This window comes from Desulfosoma profundi, from assembly GCF_055387865.1.
Genome location: NZ_AP042420.1, coordinates 2825509 through 2848942 on the forward strand (window position 1 = coordinate 2825509; position 23434 = coordinate 2848942).

Consider the following 23434-nt stretch of genomic DNA (forward strand, 5'->3'; position numbering starts at 1 on the left):
TTGACGGCCCCGGGATTTTATGGTCTGTGTGGGGCGTTGGTTCCGCGCCCGCTTCGACGACCGGCTTTGGAGGATCCCGGCATGAAAAAGTCATGGGTTGCTGCCCTGGTGCTGGTGGGGATGACTGCTCTATGCGGACCCCTGTGGGCGGAATCTATTCAAACGCTGGTGCCGCGACTGACCCTCAGTGAAGAGTACACGGACAACGTGGACCTGGACCCGTCGGATCGGCGTGAGGAATGGACCACCGTGGTGAGCCCGGGGATTGATTATTCCGTGCTGTGGAAAACGAAAGGCTTACGCCTCTCCTACAGCCCGGGATTCGCCTACGCCGCCAAAGACCGGGACAACTCAGAAATCCGCCAGGACCTCTCGGCCGACTTCTGGAACCAGGTCACGAGCGGACTTCGCCTGAGAGCTTCCGAAACCCTTCGTCGCACCGAACTTCCCTACACCCTGGAAGAGCCCGTTTTCCGACGCACTCGAACCGTGCCCGTCACGACCGAACAGACGCCAGGCGCACCTGTGGAAATTCAAGAACCCATTGTGGAACGACGCCCTGACCGGACCATCCGCCGAAACCGAGAACCCTATACGGAAAGCACGACAGCGGTGGCCACCGACTATCGGTTCGGGAAACGGGATCGATTCACGGCGTCCTACCTTTTCGGCGTTTTGGACAACGACGATCCGAAGGTGGAAGACAACCGGCGGCACAGCCCGAGCCTCGGTGTGACCTGGTGGTTCAGGGATCATTACGGGGTGGATGCCGGGGTGCGTTATGAGCGGGGGGACTATTCGGGCAAGACGGACTATACCAACGACTATGAAGCGCACATGCGGTTTCTTCGTGAGTTTTCCGAACATCTCAACGGTTTCGTGGGCTATCGCCATACGGTGGCGGATACTCCGGGCGACATGAAGGACTATCAGGTGTATGAGCCTTTTGTGGGGGTGGATTGGGAACCGTCCAAAGATTTCTTCGCAAGCCTGAGCGTGGGATTTTTTTACAAAAACAATGAGACCGGTTCGAATGACAGCGGTCCTACAGTTTCAGGGGATCTCGGAAAGATGTGGCGTTTTCGCCGCGGGGCGATTCGGGTTTCGGGCGGCACGGGATACGAGCAGAGTTACGGTGGGGCGGAGAACTTGGGTTTTACACAGTACTATGAGGCCATGGTCGCTGGCAACTATGCCCTCACCAAGCGCATGGATTCCTTTGGATCCGCGTCTGTGGTCCGAAACGAGTATCTGGATGAGGACCCCGAACGGGATGACAACGTGTACACAGCGGCTGCAGGACTTCGGTACCGCATGCTCCGTTGGCTCTACCTCAACATGACCTATTCGCACCAAAAGCTGGATTCCAACCAGAACGAAAAAGATTATCGGGAAAACCGGGTGGTGATGAGCGTCAGCCTTGTGCCGGAGCATGGTATTCGCTTCAAATAGGGGCGACAGGCGTTCCTGAGCGACCTCGTCTTTTAAGTACTCCTCCTGAAACCCTCCACATGGCCCTAGACGATGGATGAAAAAATGACGGACACTCAAGCGCCCGCGACGGCAGAGCCGCCCCTGACCATGGGGAAAAAAGACCGCGGTACGGCCGGCACGTGGCGCATGTGGCTTCTCTGTGCACTGTTTTTGATCTGCGCCGGCTTCCTCCGTGCCGTAGGCCAGGGGAACCCTTTGCTTTTGTCTCGGCCCTTGAGTGATTTCCCTCGCATTGTGGGGCCGTGGCAGGCAGGCCCTGACGAAATTCTCCCGGAAAACGTGGTACGCGTGCTCAATGTGGACGACTATGTGAGTCGATCGTACGTCGGCCCCGGATCGACCGTACATTTTTATGCCAGCTATTTTTCCACCACGTGGGGTGGCAAGACTTACCATTCTCCGAGGAATTGCATGCCCGGGTCCGGCTGGGATGTGGCCGATTTGCAAGTGGTTCCCGTCACGTTCACCAATCCGCATCCTCGGACCATCAAGGTGAGCCGGATGCTCATGCAAAAGGGGGCGGAACACCAGATCGTCCTCTACTGGTATCAGGGGCGCGGCCGCATCATGCCGACGGAATACTCTGAACGCCTTTACCGCGTCCTGGATTCCCTTATCCATCGCCGGACCGACGGCGCCTTTGTGCGCATCATTGTCCCCGTGATGAACCACCAGGTCGATGCGGCCATGAGTAGGGCCACGGATTTTGCACGGGTTGTCGTGCCCATATTGAATACGTTTCTGCCGGAGTGAAAAGTCATTGAGTCATTGAGTCATTGAGTCATTGAGTCATTGAGTCATTGAGTCATTGAGTCATTGAGTCATTGAGTCATTGAGTCATTGAGTCACTGAGTCATTGAGTCATTGGATGAGGGATGGGATAGAGTGAATGAGGGGGGGCGGAAGGAACCAAAAGCCTCTATAAAATCTTTCGAAGATCTCCACGTTTGGAAGCTTGCAAGAAACTTGAGAAAAAAGATCTACGAGGTCTCAAAGAATTTTCCGCATGCAGAAAGACACGTTTTAGCCAAACAAATTCGCAGAGCCGCCATATCGGCAACGGCAAACATTGCAGAAGGATTTGGGCGATTTCACTACCAGGAAAATATACAGTTTTGTCGGCAGGCGAGGGGCTCGCTTTTCGAGCTTGTGGACCATCTCATTACCGCTCGAGACCAAGGTTATATCTCTGAGGATGCTTTTAACGCCCTGAGGGCGGAAACCTATGAATGCATCAAAGTGCTGAACGCCTACATTGCATCCATTGACCGCCACCGCCGACTGACTCAGTGACTCAATGACTTAATGACTTAATGACTTAATGACCTTAATCCGTGAAATAGCGCCTATGCATAAAACTATTTTACTTTAGATATCTCATTGGATTTACATCTCATTTATGCTATAGGGTCTCCTGTCACATTTTCACCCGGCAGGTGAACTCATGAAGAAAATTGAGATCGAACAATCTTCGAAGGCCTTCTACAGCGGACACGCGGGCTTGGCCCTTGTGGGGAATCTGATCAACGGCTACACGAGCCTGTGCGAGCAGTTGGAAAAGGAAGTTCCAGGACGGCCGATGATCTCGCACGCGGATGTGGTCAAGACCTACTTGGGGCTTCTGTGTCTGGGCAAGAGTGACTTTGAAGCCGCTGCAGAGGTCGCCGGCGATGACTGGTTCAAAGAGGCTCTGGACATTCAGAAGGTCCCTTCGCAAGAAACTTTGCGGCAACGTTTGGACAAGCACGCGAGAGTTTTCGAACGTCTTGTCGGCGCAAGTAGCGTAGAATTGCTTGAGAGGACCCAGGTTCCCGTGACGGCGCTTTCCACGGGGCATGTGCCTTTGGACATGGATGTTTTCTGCCTGGACAATTCCGACACAAAGAAAGAAGGGGTTTCGCGGACGTACCAGGACTACGACGGATATGCGCCGATCGGGGCCTACCTTGGCCAGGAGGGATGGTGTGTGGGCCTGGAGCTTCGCCCGGGGTCTCAGCATTCTCAGAGTGGATTTGTTGACTTTTTGCGTAAGGTGTTGGTGCATGCGCGCAAGGTGACCTGCAAGCCCCTTTTGGTGCGAACGGACGCGGCTCATGATGCCCTGGAAACGCTTGTGGAGCTTCGCCGACACCCCAAGCTGAGCTTTATCATCCAATGGAATCCGCGCAGGGCCGACGTCCTTTCCTGGCGTGATCGGGCCTTCAGGGAAGGCCGTGTGAGTGAGCCCCGGCCCGGCAAGAAAGTGGCGGTCTTCAGCACGTGGGTGACGCGACACCATGAAAAGAGAACCTATCGGTTTCGGCTGGTGATCCGGGTCACCGAGAGGATATGGGATAGCGAGGGACAAATCTTGATCCGGCCTGATATCAAGCTGGAGGGTTGGTGGACGTCGCTTTCCGTCCCTGAAGATGAAGTCATCGGGTTGTACGAGAAGCGGGGTCTGAGCGAGCAGTTTCACAGTGAGATCAAGTCCGACCTGGACTTGGAACGATTGCCGTCTGGAAAGTTTGCCACCAATGCGCTGGTGTTGACCCTGGGCGGACTGGCTTACAACATTTTGCGCATCCTGGGGCAAAACGGGCTCCTGGGCCATTTTTCGCCCGTACGGCATCGGGCCAAGCGACGTCGCGTAAAGACCGTGATCCAGGAGCTGATCTATATGGCAGCGCGCGTGATCCGAAGCGCTCGTCGGCTGAAGCTCCAGTTTGGTCGGCATTGTCCCGCTTTTCACGCTTTTCGGAGTGTTTATCTGAAATTTTGCCCAGCGTAGGGATCGCCGCCGCAAAAGCCTGAAAGCTCCTCTGGCCATAAGGGGGTGAAGAGTGTCCGAAAATGTCTGAGATGGCATCGTCATGAGAGCTTTTCAGTCCTTGAAAAGGCGATGACCCGAAAAAGTGGCTGAATCAGGGCATCAATGAGCCCCAAAATGGGTTCCGAATCCATGCTCGTCAGTCCACCCAATCACACTTCACTGATTCAGGTTAATGACTTAATGACTTAATGACTCACTGACTTAATGACTTAATGACTTAATGACTTAATGACTTAATGACTTAATGACTTAATGACTTAATGACTTAATGACTTAATGACTTAATGACTTAATGACTTAATGACTTAATGACTTAATGACTTAATGACTTAATGACTCCATCTCCCTGTACCCCTGTTCCCCAGCGCTCCCTCTCCCTCCGGAAAAGGTTTTGGGCGGCTATGCTGGCTTTCTATGCGGGAGGCCTTACGCTGGCCGCTCTGCTGCCCATGGATACGGACGCGGTGACTCCTCGCTTTCTTGTGGATCTGTCACCTGGATTGCAGAACTTTCTTCATGTCCCGAGCTTCGCCTTGTTGGTGCTGCTTGGCCTTCGCACTTTTGACACAGGGAAGGGGGCGAGCACGGTGGCTCTGTGTGCGTGGGTCGGTGGAGGCTCGTTGCTTTACAGCGTTCTTCTCGAGGCTGCTCAGGCTTGGGTTCCGGGCCGTTATGCCAGCCTAGGGGACCTCCTTTACAACGCTGTGGGCATTGCGGGCGCCATATTCCTTTACTCGCGGATAGTCACTCGAGGAACGCATGGCCTTTGAATCCTAAGGCCTGCCTGTGACAAGAGCCACCTGAGTTTTTCAGCCGCCGGCCTTGGGTCGATGTTCTTCGAGAGCCGATAGCCGAGGTCTAAGAAAGCCATGTGGAAAATCCGCCGAATGCATCCTTCGGACGCCGCTGCCTGGGATGCCTATGTCATGAGGCATCCCGAGGGGTCGCCTTTTCACTCCATGGCCTGGAAAGAGGTGGTGGAACGGGCCTTTGGGCACTGCCCTGTCTATTTCCTGGCAGAAAAGGTGAAGGGGATCTTCGGCCCGCCTCGGCTTGTGGGCGTCTTCCCGAGTTTTGTGCTCAAAAGCCCTCTTTTCGGCCGTTATCTGTGCTCGGTTCCTTTTGCCGAAAAAGGAGGGCCGCTTGCCGATAGCGAGGAGGTCGCGCGGGCGTTGATTGAAGCGGCTCGGGCTTACACCGTCGAGGCCCGTCTTGATTACGTGGAACTTCGAAACCAAAAACCCATGGAGGGCCTGCCGGTCAAAGAACGCTACGTGACCTTTCGCAAGGAAATGGCGGCGGATCCCGAAAGGAATTTAAACGCCATTCCCAGAAAATCTCGGCGCATGGTCCGTGTGGGGATGAAAGCGGGCCTTTTTTCCAGCACGGGACGGCACCTCCTTTCGACCTTTTACGAGATCCTGGCCACAAATTTTCACCGTTTGGGAACGCCCATCTTTTCGTACCGTTATTTTCGAACGCTTGTGGAGGTATTTCACGGCGCCTCGGAGATACGAATCATTTATACTCAGGAAGGCTTTCCCATTGCCGGCGTGCTCAGTTTCTACTTCAGGGACGTGGTCATGCCCTACTATGCCGGTTCCCTTGTGGAATATCGACACCTGGCACCCAACGATTTCATGTATTTTGACCTTATGCGCTCAGCTTGCACAAGAGGGTACCGTTGGTTTGATTTCGGGCGCAGCAAGCTGGGAACCGGCTCTTACGCTTTCAAGATCCACTGGGGCTTTGAACCTAAGGCGCTGCCTTACCAATACCTCCTCTTACGAAATGATGAGATTCCGGACGTGAGCCCGGCGAACCCGAAATACCAGCGACAAATTGAACTGTGGCGTCGCCTTCCTTCGTGGCTGGCACGGCTGGCAGGTCCCCCTGTGGCCCGTTTTTTGGCATAAATGGGGCTGTGAAAGGTTATCCGAAAAGCACAAAGCGCAGTGGAAACGGGTGAAGGAGTCGTTTTAAGAAGCGGCTTTTTTTGTTGAACGCGTTTTTTTGGGAGGTTGTTTCCCCATGGGGATGAAAATCGCACTCATCGCCGGCGCCCGGCCCAATTTTATGAAAGTCGCACCTCTCATGAAGGCCTTGGCTCGGCGCAATGCTTCTTTAGGGAAGGATAACGGGGCCGCGTCGCCGGTTTTGGTGCACACGGGCCAGCATTATGACGTGATGATGTCAGAAGTCTTTTTCCGAGAATTGGGCATTCCCGAACCTGATATCAATCTGGAAGTTGGTTCCGGATCCCATGGCCGTCAAACCGCGGCCATTATGGAGCGGTTTGAAGGAGTGTGTGAAAGGCTTCGGCCGGACTGGGTTGTGGTGGTGGGGGATGTGAATTCCACCATGGCCTGCAGCTTGGTGGCGGCGAAGCTGGGCATCCGCGTGGCCCATGTGGAAGCCGGCCTTCGAAGCTTTGATCGGACCATGCCGGAGGAAATCAACCGCCTTGTGACCGATGCCCTAGCCGATCTTCTCCTGACGCCGTCCGCGGACGCGGATCAAAACCTTCTGAGGGAGGGAATTCCTGCAGAGAGGATTCGGCGGGTGGGCAACATCATGATCGATACCCTCGTGGCCAATCGCGCTCAGGCGCAGGACCGGCGGACTTACATGCGTTGGAATGTGAAGCCGGGTGGTTTTGTCTATGTGACTTTGCATCGTCCCTCCAATGTGGATCATCCAGAGACCCTGTCCAAGATCATGGAGGAACTCGCCAAACTTTCCAGGCGTCTGCCCGTGGTGTTTCCCATTCATCCGAGAACGCGAAAGAACTTGGATACATTTGGCATCAGCGTGCAAAATGCTCCCGCCCTCCACATCACGGATCCCATAGGCTACCTCGACAGCCTCTGCCTCGCTGAAAACGCTCGGTTTGTCCTCACCGATTCGGGAGGCTTACAGGAAGAGACAACTTTTTTCCGGACCCCTTGTCTGACCTTGCGGCCCAATACGGAACGGCCCGTGACCCTCACCGAAGGAAGCAACCGATTAACGGATGTGACACGCCTCTGGGCGGATATGGAGGCTGTTTTGAGCGGCCCGGCGCGCTTTGGTCGTGTGCCTGAGCTGTGGGATGGCCGTACGGCGGAGCGCGTCGTGGACGCTCTGCTGCAAGACATCTAATATGAGCCGCCCACGGGCTTTCCCCCCGGCGTGATCATGAAGATCCTCTATCTGGCCCATCGCATCCCGTATCCGCCCAACAAAGGGGATAAGATCCGCTCCTACCATCAGGTGCGTTACCTGGCGGACCGCCACCATGTGGATCTGGGCTGCCTGTGCGATGATCCACAGGACCTGAGGTATGCGGATACCCTCCGCAGGTGGTGCCGTTCAGTTCAGGTGGTGCCGTTGACACCGTGGAAGGCCCGCTGGAGGAGCCTCTTCCATCTTCCCGGGTCTTTGCCGTTGAGTGTTTCGTATTTCTATAGCCTGCGTCTTCAACGTTGGGTCGACGAGCACCTGGGAAGCCGGCACTACGATGCCGTGTTTTGCTTTTCCTCGCCCATGGCTCAATATCTCTTTTCGAGCCGGCGCAAGAAGATGTTGTGGGGTTTCGGCCGCACCGTTCGAAAGATTATGGATTTTTGCGACCTGGATTCGGACAAGTGGGCCCAGTATGCGCATCGTTCCTCGGCGCCGCTGCGTTGGATTTACCAGGTGGAATCGCGCCGGCTCTTGGCCTATGAACGCAAGGTCCATGAGGCCTTTGACGCCTCCGTGTTCATTTCTGAAAAAGAGGCGGAGTTATTCTTGGAGAGGTCTTCAAGCGCAAAGCGCCCTTTCGTCGTGGGCAACGGAGTGGCGACGGACTATTTTTGTCCAGTAAACGGGGACAAGCTGGATCTAAAAGAGGCTCGGACTAGTGTAGTTTTTGTCGGGGCCATGGACTATCAGGCCAACGTGGACGGCGTGCTGTGGTTCGCGGAGGAGGTTTGGCCTCAGGTGCGAAAGGTCTTCCCTTACGTGGGATTTACGGTGGTGGGAAGCCGGCCCCATGCGAAGATCCGCCGTCTGCACGGGTCTGCCGGGATTCATGTAACGGGTTTTGTGCCCGATGTCCGCCCGTATCTCTCCGAAGCCGTATGCACGGTGGCCCCGCTTCGGCTCGCTCGCGGCGTCCAGAACAAGGTGTTGGAAGCCATGGCCATGGCCAAGGCGGTGGTGGCCACGCCTCAGGCCCTGGAAGGCTTGGAAACGGTTCCCGGTCGGGATGTTCTCTGCGCCGCAGGGGCGGAAGCTTTCGCCCAGTCCCTGATCCACCTTATGGAAGATGTGGAAGAGCGCCGTCGACTGGAACGGAACGCTAGAGAATACGTGCTGCGGCATCACCGATGGGATCATCAAATGGCCAAATTGGAATGTCTGTTGTCCATGCCGTTGGGCTCTTGTGCGGCAAGTTCGTGAAACCGCTGAGGCATTGGGGGAAGTTTGCCGAGTTCTTTCTGTTTTTGGGATATTCAGGTGTCATGAAGAACACTTTCACATCCTCGGTCACAGCCTACCGCATTATAGCCAATATATGTTCGTAATGCCAATATGTTTCGCGACCAGGCGCGGCGAGTTGGTAGTCTGTAGTGGGGACATCATCCAGGCATAAGGCACGTTAGAAGATGCCTTTGGTGGAAAAGGAGGTCATTCAGGCAGTGTTCTGCTATCGCTCAGCTGCCATAGAAAGAAATCGATGTGGTGCCCCCTTCTTACGCCCCTCGGTCTTCTCCCCGCACGGTTTTGGACCCCCCGTTCACCGGCACCGGTTCACGATTCGTTCGAGAATTTTTGCAAATCCGACGCGAGGAGTGCCGCATCATGAGCGTGGCCACAGTTGAACGTCCCCATCTCCTTCACACGTACTCCCCGTCCTTAACGCCGTGGCGGCGCTGCGAGCAGGCCGAAGGTTGGGCCCTCCCATGGTTTACGAAATGCGAGACTTATAGGAAGATGCGGCGGTGGATCACGGGACCACCTCGGAAGGATCACTTCGTTACCGGCTGACCCGGGCGCCGGAAACATGAGGCTGCCACGGAGTGGACCACCTGTCCCTGTGGTGCCAAGGGATGCCAAAAGACATTTCATCACCCAGACCATCACCCCATGAATTCTTCAAACCGAAAGGAGATATCGATCTATGTTCCCGCGTGTGGTTGTTGTCGGCGCTGGTTATTGGGGTAAAAACCTTGTCCGTAACTTCTATGAACTGGGTCATCTTTACGCCATTTGCGACAGAAATGAATTTCTTATGGCAGGTTTTTCCAAGGATTACCCGAATATTCCCTTCCTGACCGATTACGAATCCGTTCTCGCGGATGAAAATGTGGACGCTGTGGTTGTGGCCACCCCAGCGGCAATGCACTATGGTATGGTCAAAACTGCTCTTTTAATGAATAAACATGTCCTCGTGGAAAAACCCTTGTCGCTCAGCGTCAGCGAGGGGGAAGAGTTAGTCAATTTGGCGCAACGTAAAAATCGTGTCTTAATGGTAGGACACATACTTCAATATCATCCAGCGGTTCAAAAGCTCAAGGAGTTAATAGTTGATGGACATTTAGGTAAAATTCTTTATGTTTACTCAAATAGGTTAAATATTGGGAAAATCAGAACAGAAGAAAACATATTGTGGAGTTTCGCTCCACACGATATTTCAACCATCCTTATGCTCCTCAATGAACAGCCCGATAGCCTTAGTGCCCATGGAGCCAGCTATCTTCAGCAAAATATTGCCGATACGACGCTCACGTATTTCCATTTTCCCAGCGGTGTTAGAGCGCACATTTTCGTCAGTTGGCTGCATCCGTTCAAGGAACAGAAATTGGTGGTGATAGGCGACCGCCGGATGGCAGTTTTCAACGATACCTCGGACGAGAAACTGCTGGTCTATCCCCATGAAATCCAGTGGAAAAACCGGATTCCTGTAGCATCAAAAGCACAGGGAGAGGTTATTCCGACGGGAGCCGCAGAACCATTGAAAAATGAGTGCAGCCACTTTGTGGAATGTATCCGCGAGGGCAAAAATCCGCGAACCGACGGCCATGAAGGGTTGAGGGTTTTGAAAATCCTTACGGCATGTCAGGAATTGCTCGACAGCGGCGGCTGCACGATTGCCATGCGCGGCGGACAACGTGCGGGGGCATTATTGGAGAGACAAGAACGCGCGGGCTATCCCGGGGTGCAGATCCACGAATCGGCCTATGTGGATGAAGATGTGTTCATTGCCCCAGGGACGCAGGTCTGGCATTTTTCTCACATCCTCAAGGGGTCGCGCATAGGGAAAAACTGTCGTATCGGGCAGAATGTGATGATAGGGCCCCGCGTTTCCGTTGGGGATGGATGCAAGATCCAAAATAACGTCTCTGTCTACGAAGGGGTCACGCTGGAGGATTATGTTTTCTGCGGTCCGTCCATGACGTTTACCAACGTGTACAATCCGCGTTCGGAAATATCGCGCATGGCTGAGCTTCGTCCCACTTTGGTCAAAAAGGGGGCAACGCTTGGTGCCAATTGTACTATTGTGTGCGGCGTGACCATCGGTGCCTATGCCTTCGTGGGGGCGGGGGCGGTGGTCACGCGCGATGTGCCAGACCATGCACTGGTGGTTGGCAACCCGGCCAGACATGCAGGGTGGATGTGCCGCTGCGGCGTTAGGATTCGATTTACGGATAACCAGGCCCAGTGCACGGAGTGCGGAACACTCTACAGACTGGAAGCCCCGAACCGCGTTTCGCCGTGTTGATTGTTACGGGTCCAAGGGAACTCCGGCAAGGCGGCCAGCGAACAAGGAGGACTGTGTGGAAGGTCGTGACATAGAGAGCATTGTCTTGGTGGATCTGAAGGCCCAGCGCCGCGTGTTGGGGGACAGATTGACAAAGCGTATCGAGGCGGTATTGGAGCACGGAATATTTATCATGGGCCCGGAAGTTGGCGAGTTGGAGCAGCGACTCGCAGATTTTGCGGGGGTACGGCATGCGATAACGTGCTCCAGCGGCACTGATGCTTTACTCATGCCCTTAATGGCTTTCGGCATTGGAACGGGAGACGCTGTATTGACCACACCGTTCACGTTCATCGCCACGGCTGAAGTGATCGCCCTCCTGGGTGCCACGCCGGTTTTTGTAGATGTGGATCCTCAAACCTTCAACATGGATCCGTCGGCCCTGGAAAAAGCCTTAAAGGCGCTTGAGACCGGGAATACAAGTCTGTATCCTCTGCCCGCAAATGCCACTCGGGAAGGTCTTCGCCCTAAAGGGATCATTCCCGTTGATCTCTTTGGCCTTGCTGCCGATTATGACGCTCTGAATCGTGTGGCCAAGGATCACGGTCTTTTCGTCCTTGAAGATGCCGCTCAGAGTTTCGGCGGCGTTTATCGAAACGGAAAAAAAACCTGCGCTCTTGCCGAAGTGGCGGCCACAAGCTTTTTCCCGGCCAAACCCCTGGGGTGTTATGGCGATGGGGGAGCAGTTTTCACCGATGATGATGAGCTTGCGAAAACTATCCGATCCATCCGGGTCCACGGAAAAGGCACGCATAAATATGACAATGTGCGCATTGGACTGAACGGGCGGCTGGATACTATACAGGCGGCGATTCTTCTCGAGAAGCTGGAGATATTTCCCCAAGAACTCGTCCAAAGGCAGCGTATAGCCGAACATTACACGGAGCGTCTGAAACACGTGGTCCAAACTCCTTGGATTCCCCAAGGGTATCAGAGCGCCTGGGCGCAGTACACCATCGTTTCCGACCGAAGACCCGAAATCCAAAAGGCTCTGCAAGACCAGGGTATTCCCAGTGCTGTTTATTACCCGAAACCTTTGCACCTTCAGAGCGCTTTCGCCCCCTTGGGTTACAAGAGAGGAGATTTTCCTGTATCTGAGCAGCTGTCCAATTGTGCCTTGAGTCTTCCCATGCATCCTTATTTGACGGATGGCCAGGTGGGCCGGATTGTGGATACCGTTTTGTCGGTTTTCGCATGAGCGGCATTCTTTGATCATGACGATCAGCTGGGCCCCATACGGGAGAAAGACTGCGCGATGACCAAACTCTTGAGTATCGTCGGGGCGCGCCCTCAGTTTATCAAGGCCGGGGCTGTCCGACGAGCTTTGGAAAGATGGAATCAATCTGTTCCTGCATCCCGTCGTCTCGAGGACGTTTTGGTGCATACGGGACAACATTACGATTACAACATGTCTTCGGTTTTTTTTGAAGAATTACAGATCCCTGAACCCAATTACAACCTCGGTGTGGGATCCGATTCCCATGGGCGCCAGACGGGTCTGATGATCGCAGCCATCGAGAATGTTCTTCTGCAGGAAGAGCCCGACCTTGTGATCGTCTATGGGGATACCAATTCCACCTTGGCAGGTGTTCTTGCAGCAGCAAAACTGCATATCCCGGTGGCCCATGTGGAAGCCGGCCTGAGAAGCTATAACAGAAAGATGGCGGAAGAAGTGAACCGAGTGGTTGCGGATGAGTTGAGTCAGATCCTTTTTTGCCCAACGGAGGCGGCTGTGGAAAACCTCCGACGGGAAGGCATCGTCGACGACGGTTCAGGATTCCAAGGGGCTCGGCGCGATCTTTTTCAGATTCGACGGGTGGTTCGGGTCGGTGACGTCATGGCGGATTCGATCCTTTTTCATCAAAGGACTGCCTCTCAGAAATCCCGAGTCATGGAACGGCTGGCTTTGGGAAAGGGCCCTGAGCATGGGAGATATGTTCTCCTGACAATCCATCGCGCGGAAAACGTGGACGACGCCTCCAAGTTGAGCCTGATTTTGGACGCGGTGGAAAAGATTGCCGAAAAGGGCTTTACGGTCGTGTTTCCCGTACATCCGAGAACGCGTAAAAGACTTTCCAAAATGAAGTATTCAATTCTTAACCCCAGCCGCCATTCATTGCCGTCCATAAGGGCCGTGGAACCTCTAGCCTATCTGGATATGTTACAGTTAGAAAAACATGCCTTCGCCATACTCACTGATTCAGGCGGGGTGCAAAAAGAAGCCTTTTTGTGCAAAGTTCCTTGCATTACGCTTCGCGACGAAACGGAGTGGGTTGAAACAGTGACATTGGGGTGGAATTATCTGGCGGGAAGCGAGCCCCAAAAAATTCTGGAAGCTTTTGAACTTGTCCTACAGTGGTCCAAGACGCTCCCACCCTTTCCACGCGATCCATCACAGCAGCACAAGGACACCAATCCCTACGGCACGGGGCATGCTTCGGAGGAAATTGTTGCTATCATCGCGGATCTCCTCACGCCAGGAAACTAAATATCTATGGGATGCACTGACGAGAAATCAAAAGCTCACATCTCCCGGCCTCACATTCTCATGTTGTTGAGCAATAGCTTTGATCCGGATCCGCGTGTGGAGTACGAAGCGCGTGTGCTTGTGGAGGCGGGGTACCGTGTGACAATCTTGTGTTGGGATAGGGATCGTGCACGTCCCCAAAGAGAGAAGAGCAACGGGATTTATGTGGAAAGGGTTTATGTGCGCTCCACACACAGCAGAGGCGTGGGGCAGACGTTATTCCTCGGACTCTTTTTCGTCTTGGCTTTCTTCAAAGCTTTTCGCATGGATTATAGAGTCATCCACTCTCACGACTTCGACACGCTCCCGCTGGGCTATCTTCTGGCCCGGCTTCGTCATGTCCCCTTGGTCTACGATGCCCACGAAAGCTTTGCAGATATGCTGGAAAACGTTCCCTTCTGGATGAAAAAAATCATCGTGCTTGTTGAAAACTTCATATTGCCTCGAGTGGATCAGCTTATAACCGTTGGCGAAATACTGGAGCACCATTTTCAATCCAGAGGCGCTCGAAAGACGGTGGTCGTCGGCAATTGGAAAAGGGCTGCAGACTTTCAGTTTGACGCAGAAACCCTCGAACTGGAACGCAAGAAGTTGGGCATTCCCTCAGATGCGTTCGTGGTTTCTTTCATTGCCAATTTGGGATATGAACGTCAGATTGTTCCTCTTGTCGAAGCCGTCAAAAGCATGCCCCATGTCTTTCTCATCCTTGGTGGGCGAGGCCCGGCGGCTGAATTTGTAAAGGATGCAGCGGCCCAATATTCGAACATCTTATATCTAGGATTTGTTCCTCCTTCCAAGATTCCTCTATACACGGCCATGTCGCAAGTGGTCTTTTACGGTTTCGATCCGGCCAATGCCAATGCACGATTCAGCGCTCCCAACAAACTCTTTGAGGCCATCGCAGCCAGGCCGGTCATTTGTGGTGACTTCGGGGAGATCGGACAGATCGTAAGGAAGTATGGCTTAGGCATCGTGCTTCCCTATTACTCGGTGCAAACCATCCAAACAGCTATTAGGGATCTTTCAGACCCTCAAGTACTCCAAGACGTCTTCTTGAGGGCCTCTCGAGCGGCCCAAGTTTTCAGCGGCTCGGAAGCCGCCAGGCGCCTCCTTAAAGTTTATGACACCATATTTGGGAAGAACTCACGTGAGAGTGAATTGGATGATGATAAAACAGGTTGCGGACAGGCCTATGGAGCTTAAAGACCAATATATTCGGGACATGCTGGATCGAACGTACAGAGCTTTTCCCAAAAATACCGTGGATCGCATTCGGGATACCACTTTCGCGATAGCGGGTCTTGGCGGCGTGGGAGCCATCACGGCGGAGCTCCTGGCCCGTTGGGGTGTGAAGCGCTTTCGGCTTCTGGATATGGATCGCTACGAAGCGTCCAATTTGAACCGCCAGCTTTTTGCCACCTCCAAGACCTTGGGGCGCTGGAAGGTAGATGTGGCGGCGGAGCGCATCCTGGAGATCAACCCCTACGCGGAGATCGAACTGAGGATCCGGGAGCGGGTGAACAACGACAACGTAAGGATTTTCGTCGAGGGAGCGGGAATGGTGATCCAGAACGCCGACTATCCGTCCGCCAAGCTCTTTTACGTGGCGGCCCGGGAGTGCAAAGTACCGCTGGTGAACGGCTATGCCACCGTGACCGGCGGCCGTGTCCAGGTCTTTGATTACCGCCGTTCACCGTGCACCAGCGGTTTGGAGAACCTGTGGAAGCGCCTCAAGTTCGGCAAAAAAAAGCCCTTGGAAGAGCAGACCCCCGAAGAGATCGAGGACTTCGACCGGGCACACGTCCATCCCACAGCTCCCTCTCTCAACTTCGTGACCAACATGGTAGGATGCCTCATCGTGGCGGAGGCTGTCAAACTCCTCACTGGCAAAGGGAGAGTCGCGCAATACCCCCGATACATGAGTTTTGATGTCTTTGAGGGGGACTACCGCATCCTTAACGAGTGGTCTCCCATCAATCCCCATGTGGCGCGTCGGATCTACCGGGTGCTTCGGACACGTGCAACACCCAGGGGCGAAAAAAGAGGAGGGCTCCCATGAAACGTGTGCTATCCATTTTTTTGGTGTTTGCATGCTGTTTTCTCCTCCCGGTGAAAGACTCCCGAGCCGAATCGAAGAAACTTCATCCTCGAAACGCTCAGCTCATTAAGATGGGTCTGATACCACCGATGAAATTCTTTCCGGAGGTTCCGAGAATCACCCCTCACGAGGCTCTCACACTCTATCAAAAAGCAGCGGCCATATTTATCGCCGTCGGTCTGGACGTGCCGCGATTGCCAAGAGGCTATTTACTGAGAGATTATTATAAATTTGACCCGTCGCGGCTTAATATTTCCAGCCAGCAGTTGGTCGTTCTCTATTGCGGGTGAGGCTGGGATGCCGGCGAAAGCGCCCGGGTGGCGGGATCGTGGAGATCGAAAGGCATCAATGCCGTAGCGGTTGCCGGGGGATGGCACGAAATGAAAAAAGTTGGCTTGGAATTCGCCCCGCCGGAACTTCAGAATTTCATGCTTCTGAAATAGTCTTCTCAATGGATGGCCTTTATCCGGTCCTAAGGTCTTGGACCATCATGCATGTCTCATGAAGTGTGAAAGGAAAGGGACAGACTATGCCGGGAAAAAAGGCGTTGCATGTGAAGCTGAGGGTCTTCCAGACAGTTTTGTTCATTGTCTTGACCTTTGGCGTGGGTTATTTTGTTTATTATTTTCCAAACGTCCCCCCGTTTCTTAGGCACATCGTTGTAAAGCATCGTGTTCACCTGCACGATTCGGGGGACAAAAAGACCGACGAACAATTCCTGGCCTGGTTCAATCGGGATCCGGATCGCCTGATTCCCGAGGATCCGAATATCATCGTGTCGCCGGCGGACGGTTTCATCGCTGCGGCGGGGCTTGTGGACGGCAAACACCACGTTCTCATTGAAATGCGCTACACAGATGTGCACGTCCAACGTGTACCCATGGACGGCGTAGTCGTGACCGTAGCAGGGGAGGGAAAACCGTTGTCTCGAGGTCTGACGATAGGAGACTACACGCTCGAAAAAATGGCCCCATATCAGAAATGGACCATACTCAGGACCGAGATTGGAGAGATTGTCGTCCGCCAGATCACCAGCTTTTTTGCCAATAGAATAGAGGTCTTCGTTCATGAAGGGCAAAAGGTGAAGCGAGGTCAAAGGCTGGGCAGAGTCTTGGCCGGAAGCAATGTGGTCCTCGAAATGCCCATGAATGTCCAGGTTCTTGTTCACGTTGGGCAGGAGGTGCTTGGCGGACAAACCATTATTGCGAGATATTGACGGGGGCGGAGTATGATACGATGGAAATATAGTCGTATTCTGTTTTTATTTTGTCTGACAGTCCTGGTGATGCCGCTTTTCTTACTAGGCGGGTGGTATATTCTGGCGGTGGATATTCCTTATATTCACAGCGGTCATGTTGTTCCGGTTCGCCTGGGGGCATTGGTCTATTGGGCGGTGGCAACATTTTTCATCTTTGGATTTGAAGTGAAGGACGCGGCATGAGCGGTGTGCGAGGTTTTTCCCCCGGAGAACACGTGAGCCGCTGTCATATCTTGGTAACGTTCTTACGCTCTATGCTTTCGCGGCGGGACGACGGTACGTCGTGCGGTCATCCAATGAGTTTTTGGCGAATGCCCGGTAGAGATCTATGAGTTGGCAAATCGAGCTCATCAAGGGATCCATATGGGTCCTTGGCATCTCGCACAGCCTGAAATTGATATCTTTAGCCAGCACCATCATTCTGGCCCGGCTCCTTACACCTTCGGACTTCGGCATTGTCGCCATGGCCATGGCCGTTATAGCGTTTGTGGAGATGCTAGGTGATTTCGGTTTCAATATTTATCTGGTTCAGAAGGAAGATCTCAGTCCATCCGATCTGGATAGTGCATGGACTGTCCAGGTGCTTCTTGGATTTTTGCAAGGTGGCATACTGATTGCGATCGCTTCTCCCGTTGCCGATATCTACAACGAACCTAGACTTGTGAATGTCTTCTATACCATGGCGATAATAATCATTTGTGGAGGATGGCGTAATATCGGTGTCGTTTATTTTCATAAGGACATGCGTTTTCATATGGAGTTTATGCTAAGAGTGCCTGCCAAGGTTATCGGCATTCTGGTGTCGGTGGCAATGGGGTTATGGCTCAGGAATTACTGGGCAATGGTTGCGGGAATAGGGGTTCAGAGAATTACTGAAGTGATAACAAGCTACATTATAAGTGCACATCGGCCTCGATTTTCGTGGAGGCAGATTAAACCCCTGATGAATTGGTCGAAATGGGTCTATTGGAATACGACACTTTCTTTCCTTACACAGAGATTACCGGATCTTATGATCGGTAAATTCCTGGGGACCCATCAAGTCGGCACCTTCAGTGTGAGCCAATCCTTGGCGACACTGCCAACGTCGGAGCTGTCAGACCCCATCGCCCGTGCCACCTTCCCATCCTTTGTGAAGCTGCGGGGCGACGTCGAACTGTTTCAAGAGGCTTATCTAAAAGTTCTAGGGACCATTGCCTTCGTCACTATCCCCTTGGGGGTTTGGATCGCGGCCAATGCCTCGATTCTCGTGTCCATCTTACTTGGGACGAAATGGATGGATGCTGTTCCGATCCTCACCGTGCTATCTCTCGGTGCCGCACTCAAGACCCAACAAAGCAACACAGGATCCGTTTTTCTTGCCCAAGGCAGGCCTTTCGTTGTGACCAAACTGCTGACTGTGCGAGTGGTTCTGATGATCGGGGGGCTGACCTACGCCATCCTCAAAGCTGGGATTCTAGGTGCAGCGTGGTCGCTTTTTTGCGTCGAGCTGATCATGACACCCACGATGTTCTTCGAAATCAGGAAATCCTTGCGTGTCTCGTATTGGGCGATATACCGGTGTTTTGTCAGGCCGGTTGTGAGTTCCTGTGTCATGTGGGCGTTCATTATATATACGAAACCATTTATAGATAAAGTCGTCAATGGAAGTACCATTGGAGCTCTTGTGTGCAACGGTCTAACCGGATTTCTTATATATTTTTCCTGTATTTATGGCATGTGGTTCCTTTCTGGAAGAGAAAGCCGATCCACAGAAAGATGGGTTCTTAATCAGTTGAAAAATCTCTCCGAAATCGTCTGAAGACATAGAGAGGACGAGCATGGCGACACAAGCCCGCCGGGCACGAAATTTGTTTATGATTCTCGGCATGCCCCGTAGTGGAACGACCTGGATTGGGAAGATGCTCGACAGCTCACCAGACACGTTGTATTTGCACGAGCCTGATAACGGGTCGCTGTCCCGAAGCCTGCCCATCTTTTTCACATCCCAAGAGATCCAAAAGGATCATGAGAGGCGCGTGAACGCCTTTTTTTCCGGGCTTCCGGAAAATGCTCCGCTAAGATGTGTTGTGCGCCTGCCGCTTTTTCGAAAGACCTTCTATGAGGACCTGGATTGGGCCAAGTTGAAGTTCATGGCCTATGTGGAAAAAGTTTTACCCAAATTGGGCAGTACACTCCGTTTTGGGCAAATACTATCGGTTCCCGAGGATGTTCCTTTGGTTATCAAGTCGGTGGAGTCCTTCGGTCGAATCCCCGTCTTTAGGAAGGTTTTAGGTGGTTTCAAACTTTTATATATCCTGAGGCACCCTTGCGCCGTATATCACTCGATTATCCGGGGTGAGTCGGCGGGCCGATTCAGGGACAATAACCCCGTCACACGATCAACACCGCGTCTGCGTCAACTTCTATCCTGCGAACGAGCTTCGGCCTATGATCTTTCTTATGAAAAACTCATGTCAATGACAGAGGCGAAGAGATTTGCTTATTGGTGGGTCGTTGCGAATGAAGAAGCTCTCAATCTCTGCGAAGACTCTCCTAATGCCATGGTTATCGTCTATGAAGAAGTCTGCGGTCACTCTTTACGAGAGGCCAGGAATATCTATCATTATCTCGGATTGAAATTCTCCAAAAGGGTTGAGGACAATATTCTTTTAATGTCCAAGAAACATGAAACTCGATATTACAGTGTTTTTAAAAATGCTGGGAAAACAAGGGATTCCTGGAAGTCGAGCCTGAGAAAGGAAGACAGTGAGGACATCCAAAGGATTCTCTCCCAATCCCCCCTTTCGAGGTACTGGAATCATGGGCGATAAAGGAAACATACCATGCTGAACAACATAATGATTTTCACAACGGGCGCCGCCGGAAGTTCGGTTCTCACGGGTATTCTTGCGCGGCAAGGCTTCTACCTGGGGCGGCAAACCGCCAAACTGGACTTTGACACGTTCGAGAATGCCGATCTCGTTGCCTTGAACATGAAATTGTTGAGACTTTCCGGCTACCTTCATCGTGACGCCAATGATCTGCCGCCGCCTGATGTTCAAAAACTTGAGGATCTCGCCGAGACCATCGACGTGACACGATATCTTCAATTTTTGGAGGAGTGCGAAGCCCATAGACCGTGGATCTGGAAAGATCCCCGTTTGACTTACACCATCCATTTCTGGAAACGACTCATGGCTTTCGACGATGTCAATATCCTCGTGATGTCTCGTGAGTTTGCCCAAGCCTATGCGGGTTTGATTCTTAAACGACGAGTCTATATGCATCCGGGTGAATATAGACAGATCCTGAATAATTATCATAAGAGCCTAAAAAGATTTCTGGGACAGTTTGGTGGACATAACGTCCTCGAATTGACTTTTGAGGAGTTTCTCCTTCACCCCTCCAGGTGTATCGATAGAATGAACGCACATTTTGGGACGACACTGTCGATGGACGATGTCACCACAGTGTATCGGGGCCCCTTGTTCCGTAAGAGATATTCCACATCGGACTATGTGAGAGCGGTACTCCAATATACAATTAAAAAGTATCTTTTTCATGATGTGATAACGTTCCCTCGTGCAAAAGCCCGCACAAGCAGTTGAGATGCAGTGGGAACACAGTGGGATTAAGGTCGCGGGTGGCGAAAAATCATTCTGAGGTCATAAGGCTTTAAATCTGGAGCGCGCGAGAGGATGCCCGGAAAAACCCTATTTTATCTTGTTCTCTCTGGGATGGCAGGACTTCTGAGCGTCGTGTGGCATCCAGAGTGGGGAGTCTACGGGTATCTGGTGACGTACAACATCAACCCACGCATCCAATGGTGGGGGCGCTTTCTCCCCGAGTTCGCAAGCCGATATGCTTTGTTTTTCTCCCTATGCACGGCCGCTGGGCTGATTCTTCATTGGAAGAAAGTCGGGGCGAAATTGGAGCTTTTGGGGCCTGAAAAATGCTTCGGAATCTATATTCTTCTCCTCTGGATTTCTGTGCTCACGGCCCCTATTTCCCGCATTGACGACCTCTTGGTCAAGATGACCAAAGTGGCCTTCATGCTGTTTATGGCCTCAAGGATTATACAAAACAAGAAAAGTTTCGAGCGAATGATCCTTATCCTTTTGGGCGCGGCGTTATATCTCTCATTTTCTTTACACAGCGGAGAGGGGACATTTCAGGGCGGCCGCTTTGACAGGGGCTTCGGCGGTTCGGATTTTGCCGAGAGCAACTTTCTTGCGGCTCATTTTGCCTGGCTTCTTCCGTTTGCAGGGATTGTTTTCCTCGAAGGAGATTGGAAGAAGAAATGTTTTTCCCTAACAGCCGTTGTTTTCATGCTCAATGCGATCGTCATTACACGGTCCCGTGGCGCGTTTTTGGCTCTGGTGCTTGGTGGCCTATGGACCTTGATTTCTCTGCCCCGCTTGAAAAGCCATAGGAAAAAAGTTGCGTTAGGCTTAATACTGGGACTCCTGGCGGCTATAACTGTTACGGATAGAGCTTTCTGGGAAAGAATGGAAACGCTGCGAGCGGAAGATGAGGATCGTGATGCATCCGCACAAAGCCGTTTGGCAGCTTGGAATGTGGCGATTCAAATGTTTCAGGAGCATCCCATGGGCGTCGGGATTGGACGGTTCTTCGATTACGCTGGGACTTACAATGCGGCGCTTGCGGGAAGAGATACCCATAACACCTATCTCAGATGTTTGGCGGAAACGGGCATTTTAGGAGCTATGGGGTTGATCATGCTGGTGGTGAGCTCCTTTCGATGCATCGGAAAGCTCGAAGAGGAAGCGAAATCTTTGGAAAACACCCGAGCAACTTTTTATCAGCTGTACTCTTTCAGCTGTCGAATCGCTCTGATCATTTATTTGACGGCGGCTTTTTTTATTTCTTCGACTTACATTGAGGAATTCTACTGGTTACTGCTTCTTCCGGCCTTCCTTAGGAGAGCCTTACAGAATGAGTCTCATTCAGCCGTTTAGCGAATATTCACCCTCCCCGCGTTCTAAGGGGTAATCATGACGAAAATCTGTCTTGTCACGCCGTTTGTGCCTCCCTATGGGGGGATGGCCCTCCAGGGGCACAGATTTTTGGAAATGATGAACCGGTGGGGGTATGAGGTTTTTCCCGTGAGAGTCAATCGAGATCCGGGGCAGAGGCGTCTTGTGCACCGTGTGCCGATCATCCGCACAGCCGTCAATACGGCGCGGTTCTTGCGAGACCTCGTCGCCGCCGTGCGGCGATGCGATGTGGTCGTGGTGTTCAGTGCTTTTTTCGATTATTTTTTTTGGGTGACCTACCCGACGATCCTCGTGGCCGACACCTTTGGAAAAGCTTTGGTTTTAAGTGCTCGAGGGGGAGGCGCCGGGGAATTCTGCCGACGCTACCGGCGCGTCCTGAAACCGTTGATGCGTCGAGTGGACGTGGTGTTCGCCCCATCGCCTTTCCTCGCCGAAGTCTTTGAATCCCAATTCGATCTGGAGGCGGCCGTTGTCCCCAGCGTTGTGGATACAGGCCGTTTTTTCTTCCGCCCGCGCGTTCCCCTGAAACCTGCTCTCCTTGCGGCACGGAATCTGGAATCCATATACGGCTTGGACGTGATCTTAAGAGCTTTCCGACTAATATGGGAGAAGTATCCCGAGGCTTCTCTGACCATTGCAGGCAACGGGTCTCAGGCCCGAAGCCTGAAAGACTTGGCCAAGGCTCTCGGTTTAGAGCAAGCGGTCACCTTTTTGGGTTCAGTTCCTCATGAACGCATGCCGGAACTTTTCGACACCCACGATATCTTTGTCAACGCTTCCAGGATCGACAACCTTCCCAATGCTCTCCTGGAAGCTTTTGCTTCGGGTTTGCCGGTGGTGACCACCAACGCCGGCGGCATTCCTTACCTGGTGGAACACGGGCGGACGGGGGTGCTTGTGGATGTGGACGACTGGGAGGGTCTAGGTCGTGCCGTGATGGATCTTTTGGAAAATCCGGAAAAAGCCAAACAACTCATATGGAATGCCCGAGAAGAGGTAAAACGGTACACAGAAGAAGCTGTGCGGTCTCAAGTGGTTAAGGTTCTTGAAAAAGCCCTGGGCAGGAACGCCCAAAGGCAAAGAAAAAAACTTGGTTTCTTCTGAATTCGTGGGATACTTACCCTCACACTAATATATCTAGGGTCACGGTTTTGAATCGAAGCCTCACATATGCCGATGACAGCGCAGGCGCAGGTCCCTGTGGCCTCCCCTGACTCAATGCGGTCCGTCGGATCGGACCTGGCCCGGGTCCAAGGGCGGGCACTGAGGGGCGCCTTCACGAGGACAACAGTCCCTCTGCAGGGGGCTTGGCGCAACGATAAACCTGAATCCGTGGGACGAAACGGCGTGGACAGACTTCCAGACTTCCGAAGGGATCCGCCTGCCGGATGAAAGTGTACGAGGAAGTCCAAGACCATCCAGGACATTAAACACTGTGCACTTTGTATTCTAAGATGT

General features: G+C 52.9%; 21 protein-coding genes. All 21 read left to right on the forward strand.

All coding sequences use genetic code 11. From position 1 onward, the window contains the following. Window positions 1–81: 81 nt before the first annotated feature. Complete coding sequence (locus tag ACZ5K9_RS12220; RefSeq protein WP_464271611.1) at window positions 82–1452, forward strand: outer membrane beta-barrel protein; 1371 nt, start codon at window positions 82–84, stop codon at window positions 1450–1452. An 84-nt stretch (window positions 1453–1536) separates the two neighbouring features. Further along, complete coding sequence (locus tag ACZ5K9_RS12225) at window positions 1537–2247, forward strand: exosortase C-terminal domain/associated protein EpsI (RefSeq protein WP_464271612.1); 711 nt, start codon at window positions 1537–1539, stop codon at window positions 2245–2247. 132 nt (window positions 2248–2379) lie between these two features. Then, window positions 2380–2787: a four helix bundle protein gene (locus ACZ5K9_RS12230; RefSeq protein WP_464271613.1), complete on the forward strand. Its 408-nt coding sequence runs from the start codon at window positions 2380–2382 to the stop codon at window positions 2785–2787. A gap of 151 nt (window positions 2788–2938) precedes the next feature. Then, entirely contained in the window at window positions 2939–4264 is a 1326-nt protein-coding gene (locus ACZ5K9_RS12235; RefSeq protein WP_464271614.1) for an IS1380 family transposase, read from the forward strand. Window positions 4265–4707: 443 nt separating this feature from the next. Then, window positions 4708–5076: a VanZ family protein gene (locus ACZ5K9_RS12240; protein ID WP_464271615.1), complete on the forward strand. Its 369-nt coding sequence runs from the start codon at window positions 4708–4710 to the stop codon at window positions 5074–5076. 99 nt (window positions 5077–5175) lie between these two features. Continuing rightward, window positions 5176–6222 (forward strand): FemAB family XrtA/PEP-CTERM system-associated protein, encoded by a 1047-nt coding sequence (locus ACZ5K9_RS12245; RefSeq protein ID WP_464271616.1) that lies wholly within the window; start codon window positions 5176–5178, stop codon window positions 6220–6222. A 115-nt stretch (window positions 6223–6337) separates the two neighbouring features. Then, on the forward strand, window positions 6338–7447 hold the full coding sequence (wecB, locus tag ACZ5K9_RS12250; RefSeq protein WP_464271617.1) for a non-hydrolyzing UDP-N-acetylglucosamine 2-epimerase: 1110 nt from the start codon (window positions 6338–6340) through the stop codon (window positions 7445–7447). A 36-nt stretch (window positions 7448–7483) separates the two neighbouring features. After that, a complete protein-coding gene (locus tag ACZ5K9_RS12255; RefSeq protein ID WP_464271618.1) occupies window positions 7484–8731 on the forward strand; it encodes a TIGR03087 family PEP-CTERM/XrtA system glycosyltransferase in 1248 nt (415 codons plus the stop codon). A gap of 721 nt (window positions 8732–9452) precedes the next feature. Next, the gene (locus ACZ5K9_RS12260) at window positions 9453–11054 is read left to right on the forward strand and encodes a Gfo/Idh/MocA family oxidoreductase (RefSeq protein ID WP_464271619.1); all 1602 of its coding nucleotides are present in this window, start codon (window positions 9453–9455) and stop codon (window positions 11052–11054) included. Window positions 11055–11109: 55 nt separating this feature from the next. Continuing rightward, window positions 11110–12291, forward strand: coding sequence for a DegT/DnrJ/EryC1/StrS family aminotransferase (locus ACZ5K9_RS12265; RefSeq protein ID WP_464271620.1), 1182 nt, complete (start codon window positions 11110–11112; stop codon window positions 12289–12291). A gap of 57 nt (window positions 12292–12348) precedes the next feature. Continuing rightward, the gene (wecB, locus tag ACZ5K9_RS12270) at window positions 12349–13581 is read left to right on the forward strand and encodes a non-hydrolyzing UDP-N-acetylglucosamine 2-epimerase (protein WP_464271621.1); all 1233 of its coding nucleotides are present in this window, start codon (window positions 12349–12351) and stop codon (window positions 13579–13581) included. 6 nt (window positions 13582–13587) lie between these two features. Then, window positions 13588–14823 carry a glycosyltransferase family 4 protein gene (locus tag ACZ5K9_RS12275; protein WP_464271622.1) on the forward strand — a complete coding sequence of 412 codons (1236 nt, stop codon included), beginning with the start codon at window positions 13588–13590 and terminating at the stop codon, window positions 14821–14823. Continuing rightward, window positions 14813–15679, forward strand: coding sequence for a HesA/MoeB/ThiF family protein (locus ACZ5K9_RS12280; RefSeq protein ID WP_464271623.1), 867 nt, complete (start codon window positions 14813–14815; stop codon window positions 15677–15679). The genes ACZ5K9_RS12275 and ACZ5K9_RS12280 overlap by 11 nt, the downstream gene beginning before the upstream one ends. Continuing rightward, window positions 15676–16008: a hypothetical protein gene (locus tag ACZ5K9_RS12285; RefSeq protein ID WP_464271624.1), complete on the forward strand. Its 333-nt coding sequence runs from the start codon at window positions 15676–15678 to the stop codon at window positions 16006–16008. Before ACZ5K9_RS12280 ends, ACZ5K9_RS12285 begins: the two co-directional genes overlap by 4 nt. A 239-nt stretch (window positions 16009–16247) precedes the next feature. After that, complete coding sequence (locus ACZ5K9_RS12290; RefSeq protein WP_464271625.1) at window positions 16248–16934, forward strand: phosphatidylserine decarboxylase; 687 nt, start codon at window positions 16248–16250, stop codon at window positions 16932–16934. Between the two features lie 12 nt (window positions 16935–16946). Then, the gene (locus ACZ5K9_RS12295; RefSeq protein ID WP_464271626.1) at window positions 16947–17159 is read left to right on the forward strand and encodes a hypothetical protein; all 213 of its coding nucleotides are present in this window, start codon (window positions 16947–16949) and stop codon (window positions 17157–17159) included. A 145-nt stretch (window positions 17160–17304) separates the two neighbouring features. After that, window positions 17305–18777: a lipopolysaccharide biosynthesis protein gene (locus ACZ5K9_RS12300; RefSeq protein WP_464271627.1), complete on the forward strand. Its 1473-nt coding sequence runs from the start codon at window positions 17305–17307 to the stop codon at window positions 18775–18777. A gap of 19 nt (window positions 18778–18796) precedes the next feature. Continuing rightward, a complete protein-coding gene (locus ACZ5K9_RS12305; protein WP_464271628.1) occupies window positions 18797–19789 on the forward strand; it encodes a sulfotransferase in 993 nt (330 codons plus the stop codon). Window positions 19790–19801: 12 nt separating this feature from the next. After that, window positions 19802–20566, forward strand: coding sequence for a hypothetical protein (locus tag ACZ5K9_RS12310; RefSeq protein ID WP_464271629.1), 765 nt, complete (start codon window positions 19802–19804; stop codon window positions 20564–20566). A 426-nt stretch (window positions 20567–20992) separates the two neighbouring features. Continuing rightward, window positions 20993–21937: an O-antigen ligase family protein gene (locus tag ACZ5K9_RS12315; RefSeq protein WP_464271630.1), complete on the forward strand. Its 945-nt coding sequence runs from the start codon at window positions 20993–20995 to the stop codon at window positions 21935–21937. Between the two features lie 36 nt (window positions 21938–21973). Further along, a complete protein-coding gene (locus tag ACZ5K9_RS12320) occupies window positions 21974–23080 on the forward strand; it encodes a glycosyltransferase family 4 protein (protein ID WP_464271631.1) in 1107 nt (368 codons plus the stop codon). Window positions 23081–23434: the final 354 nt, after the last annotated feature.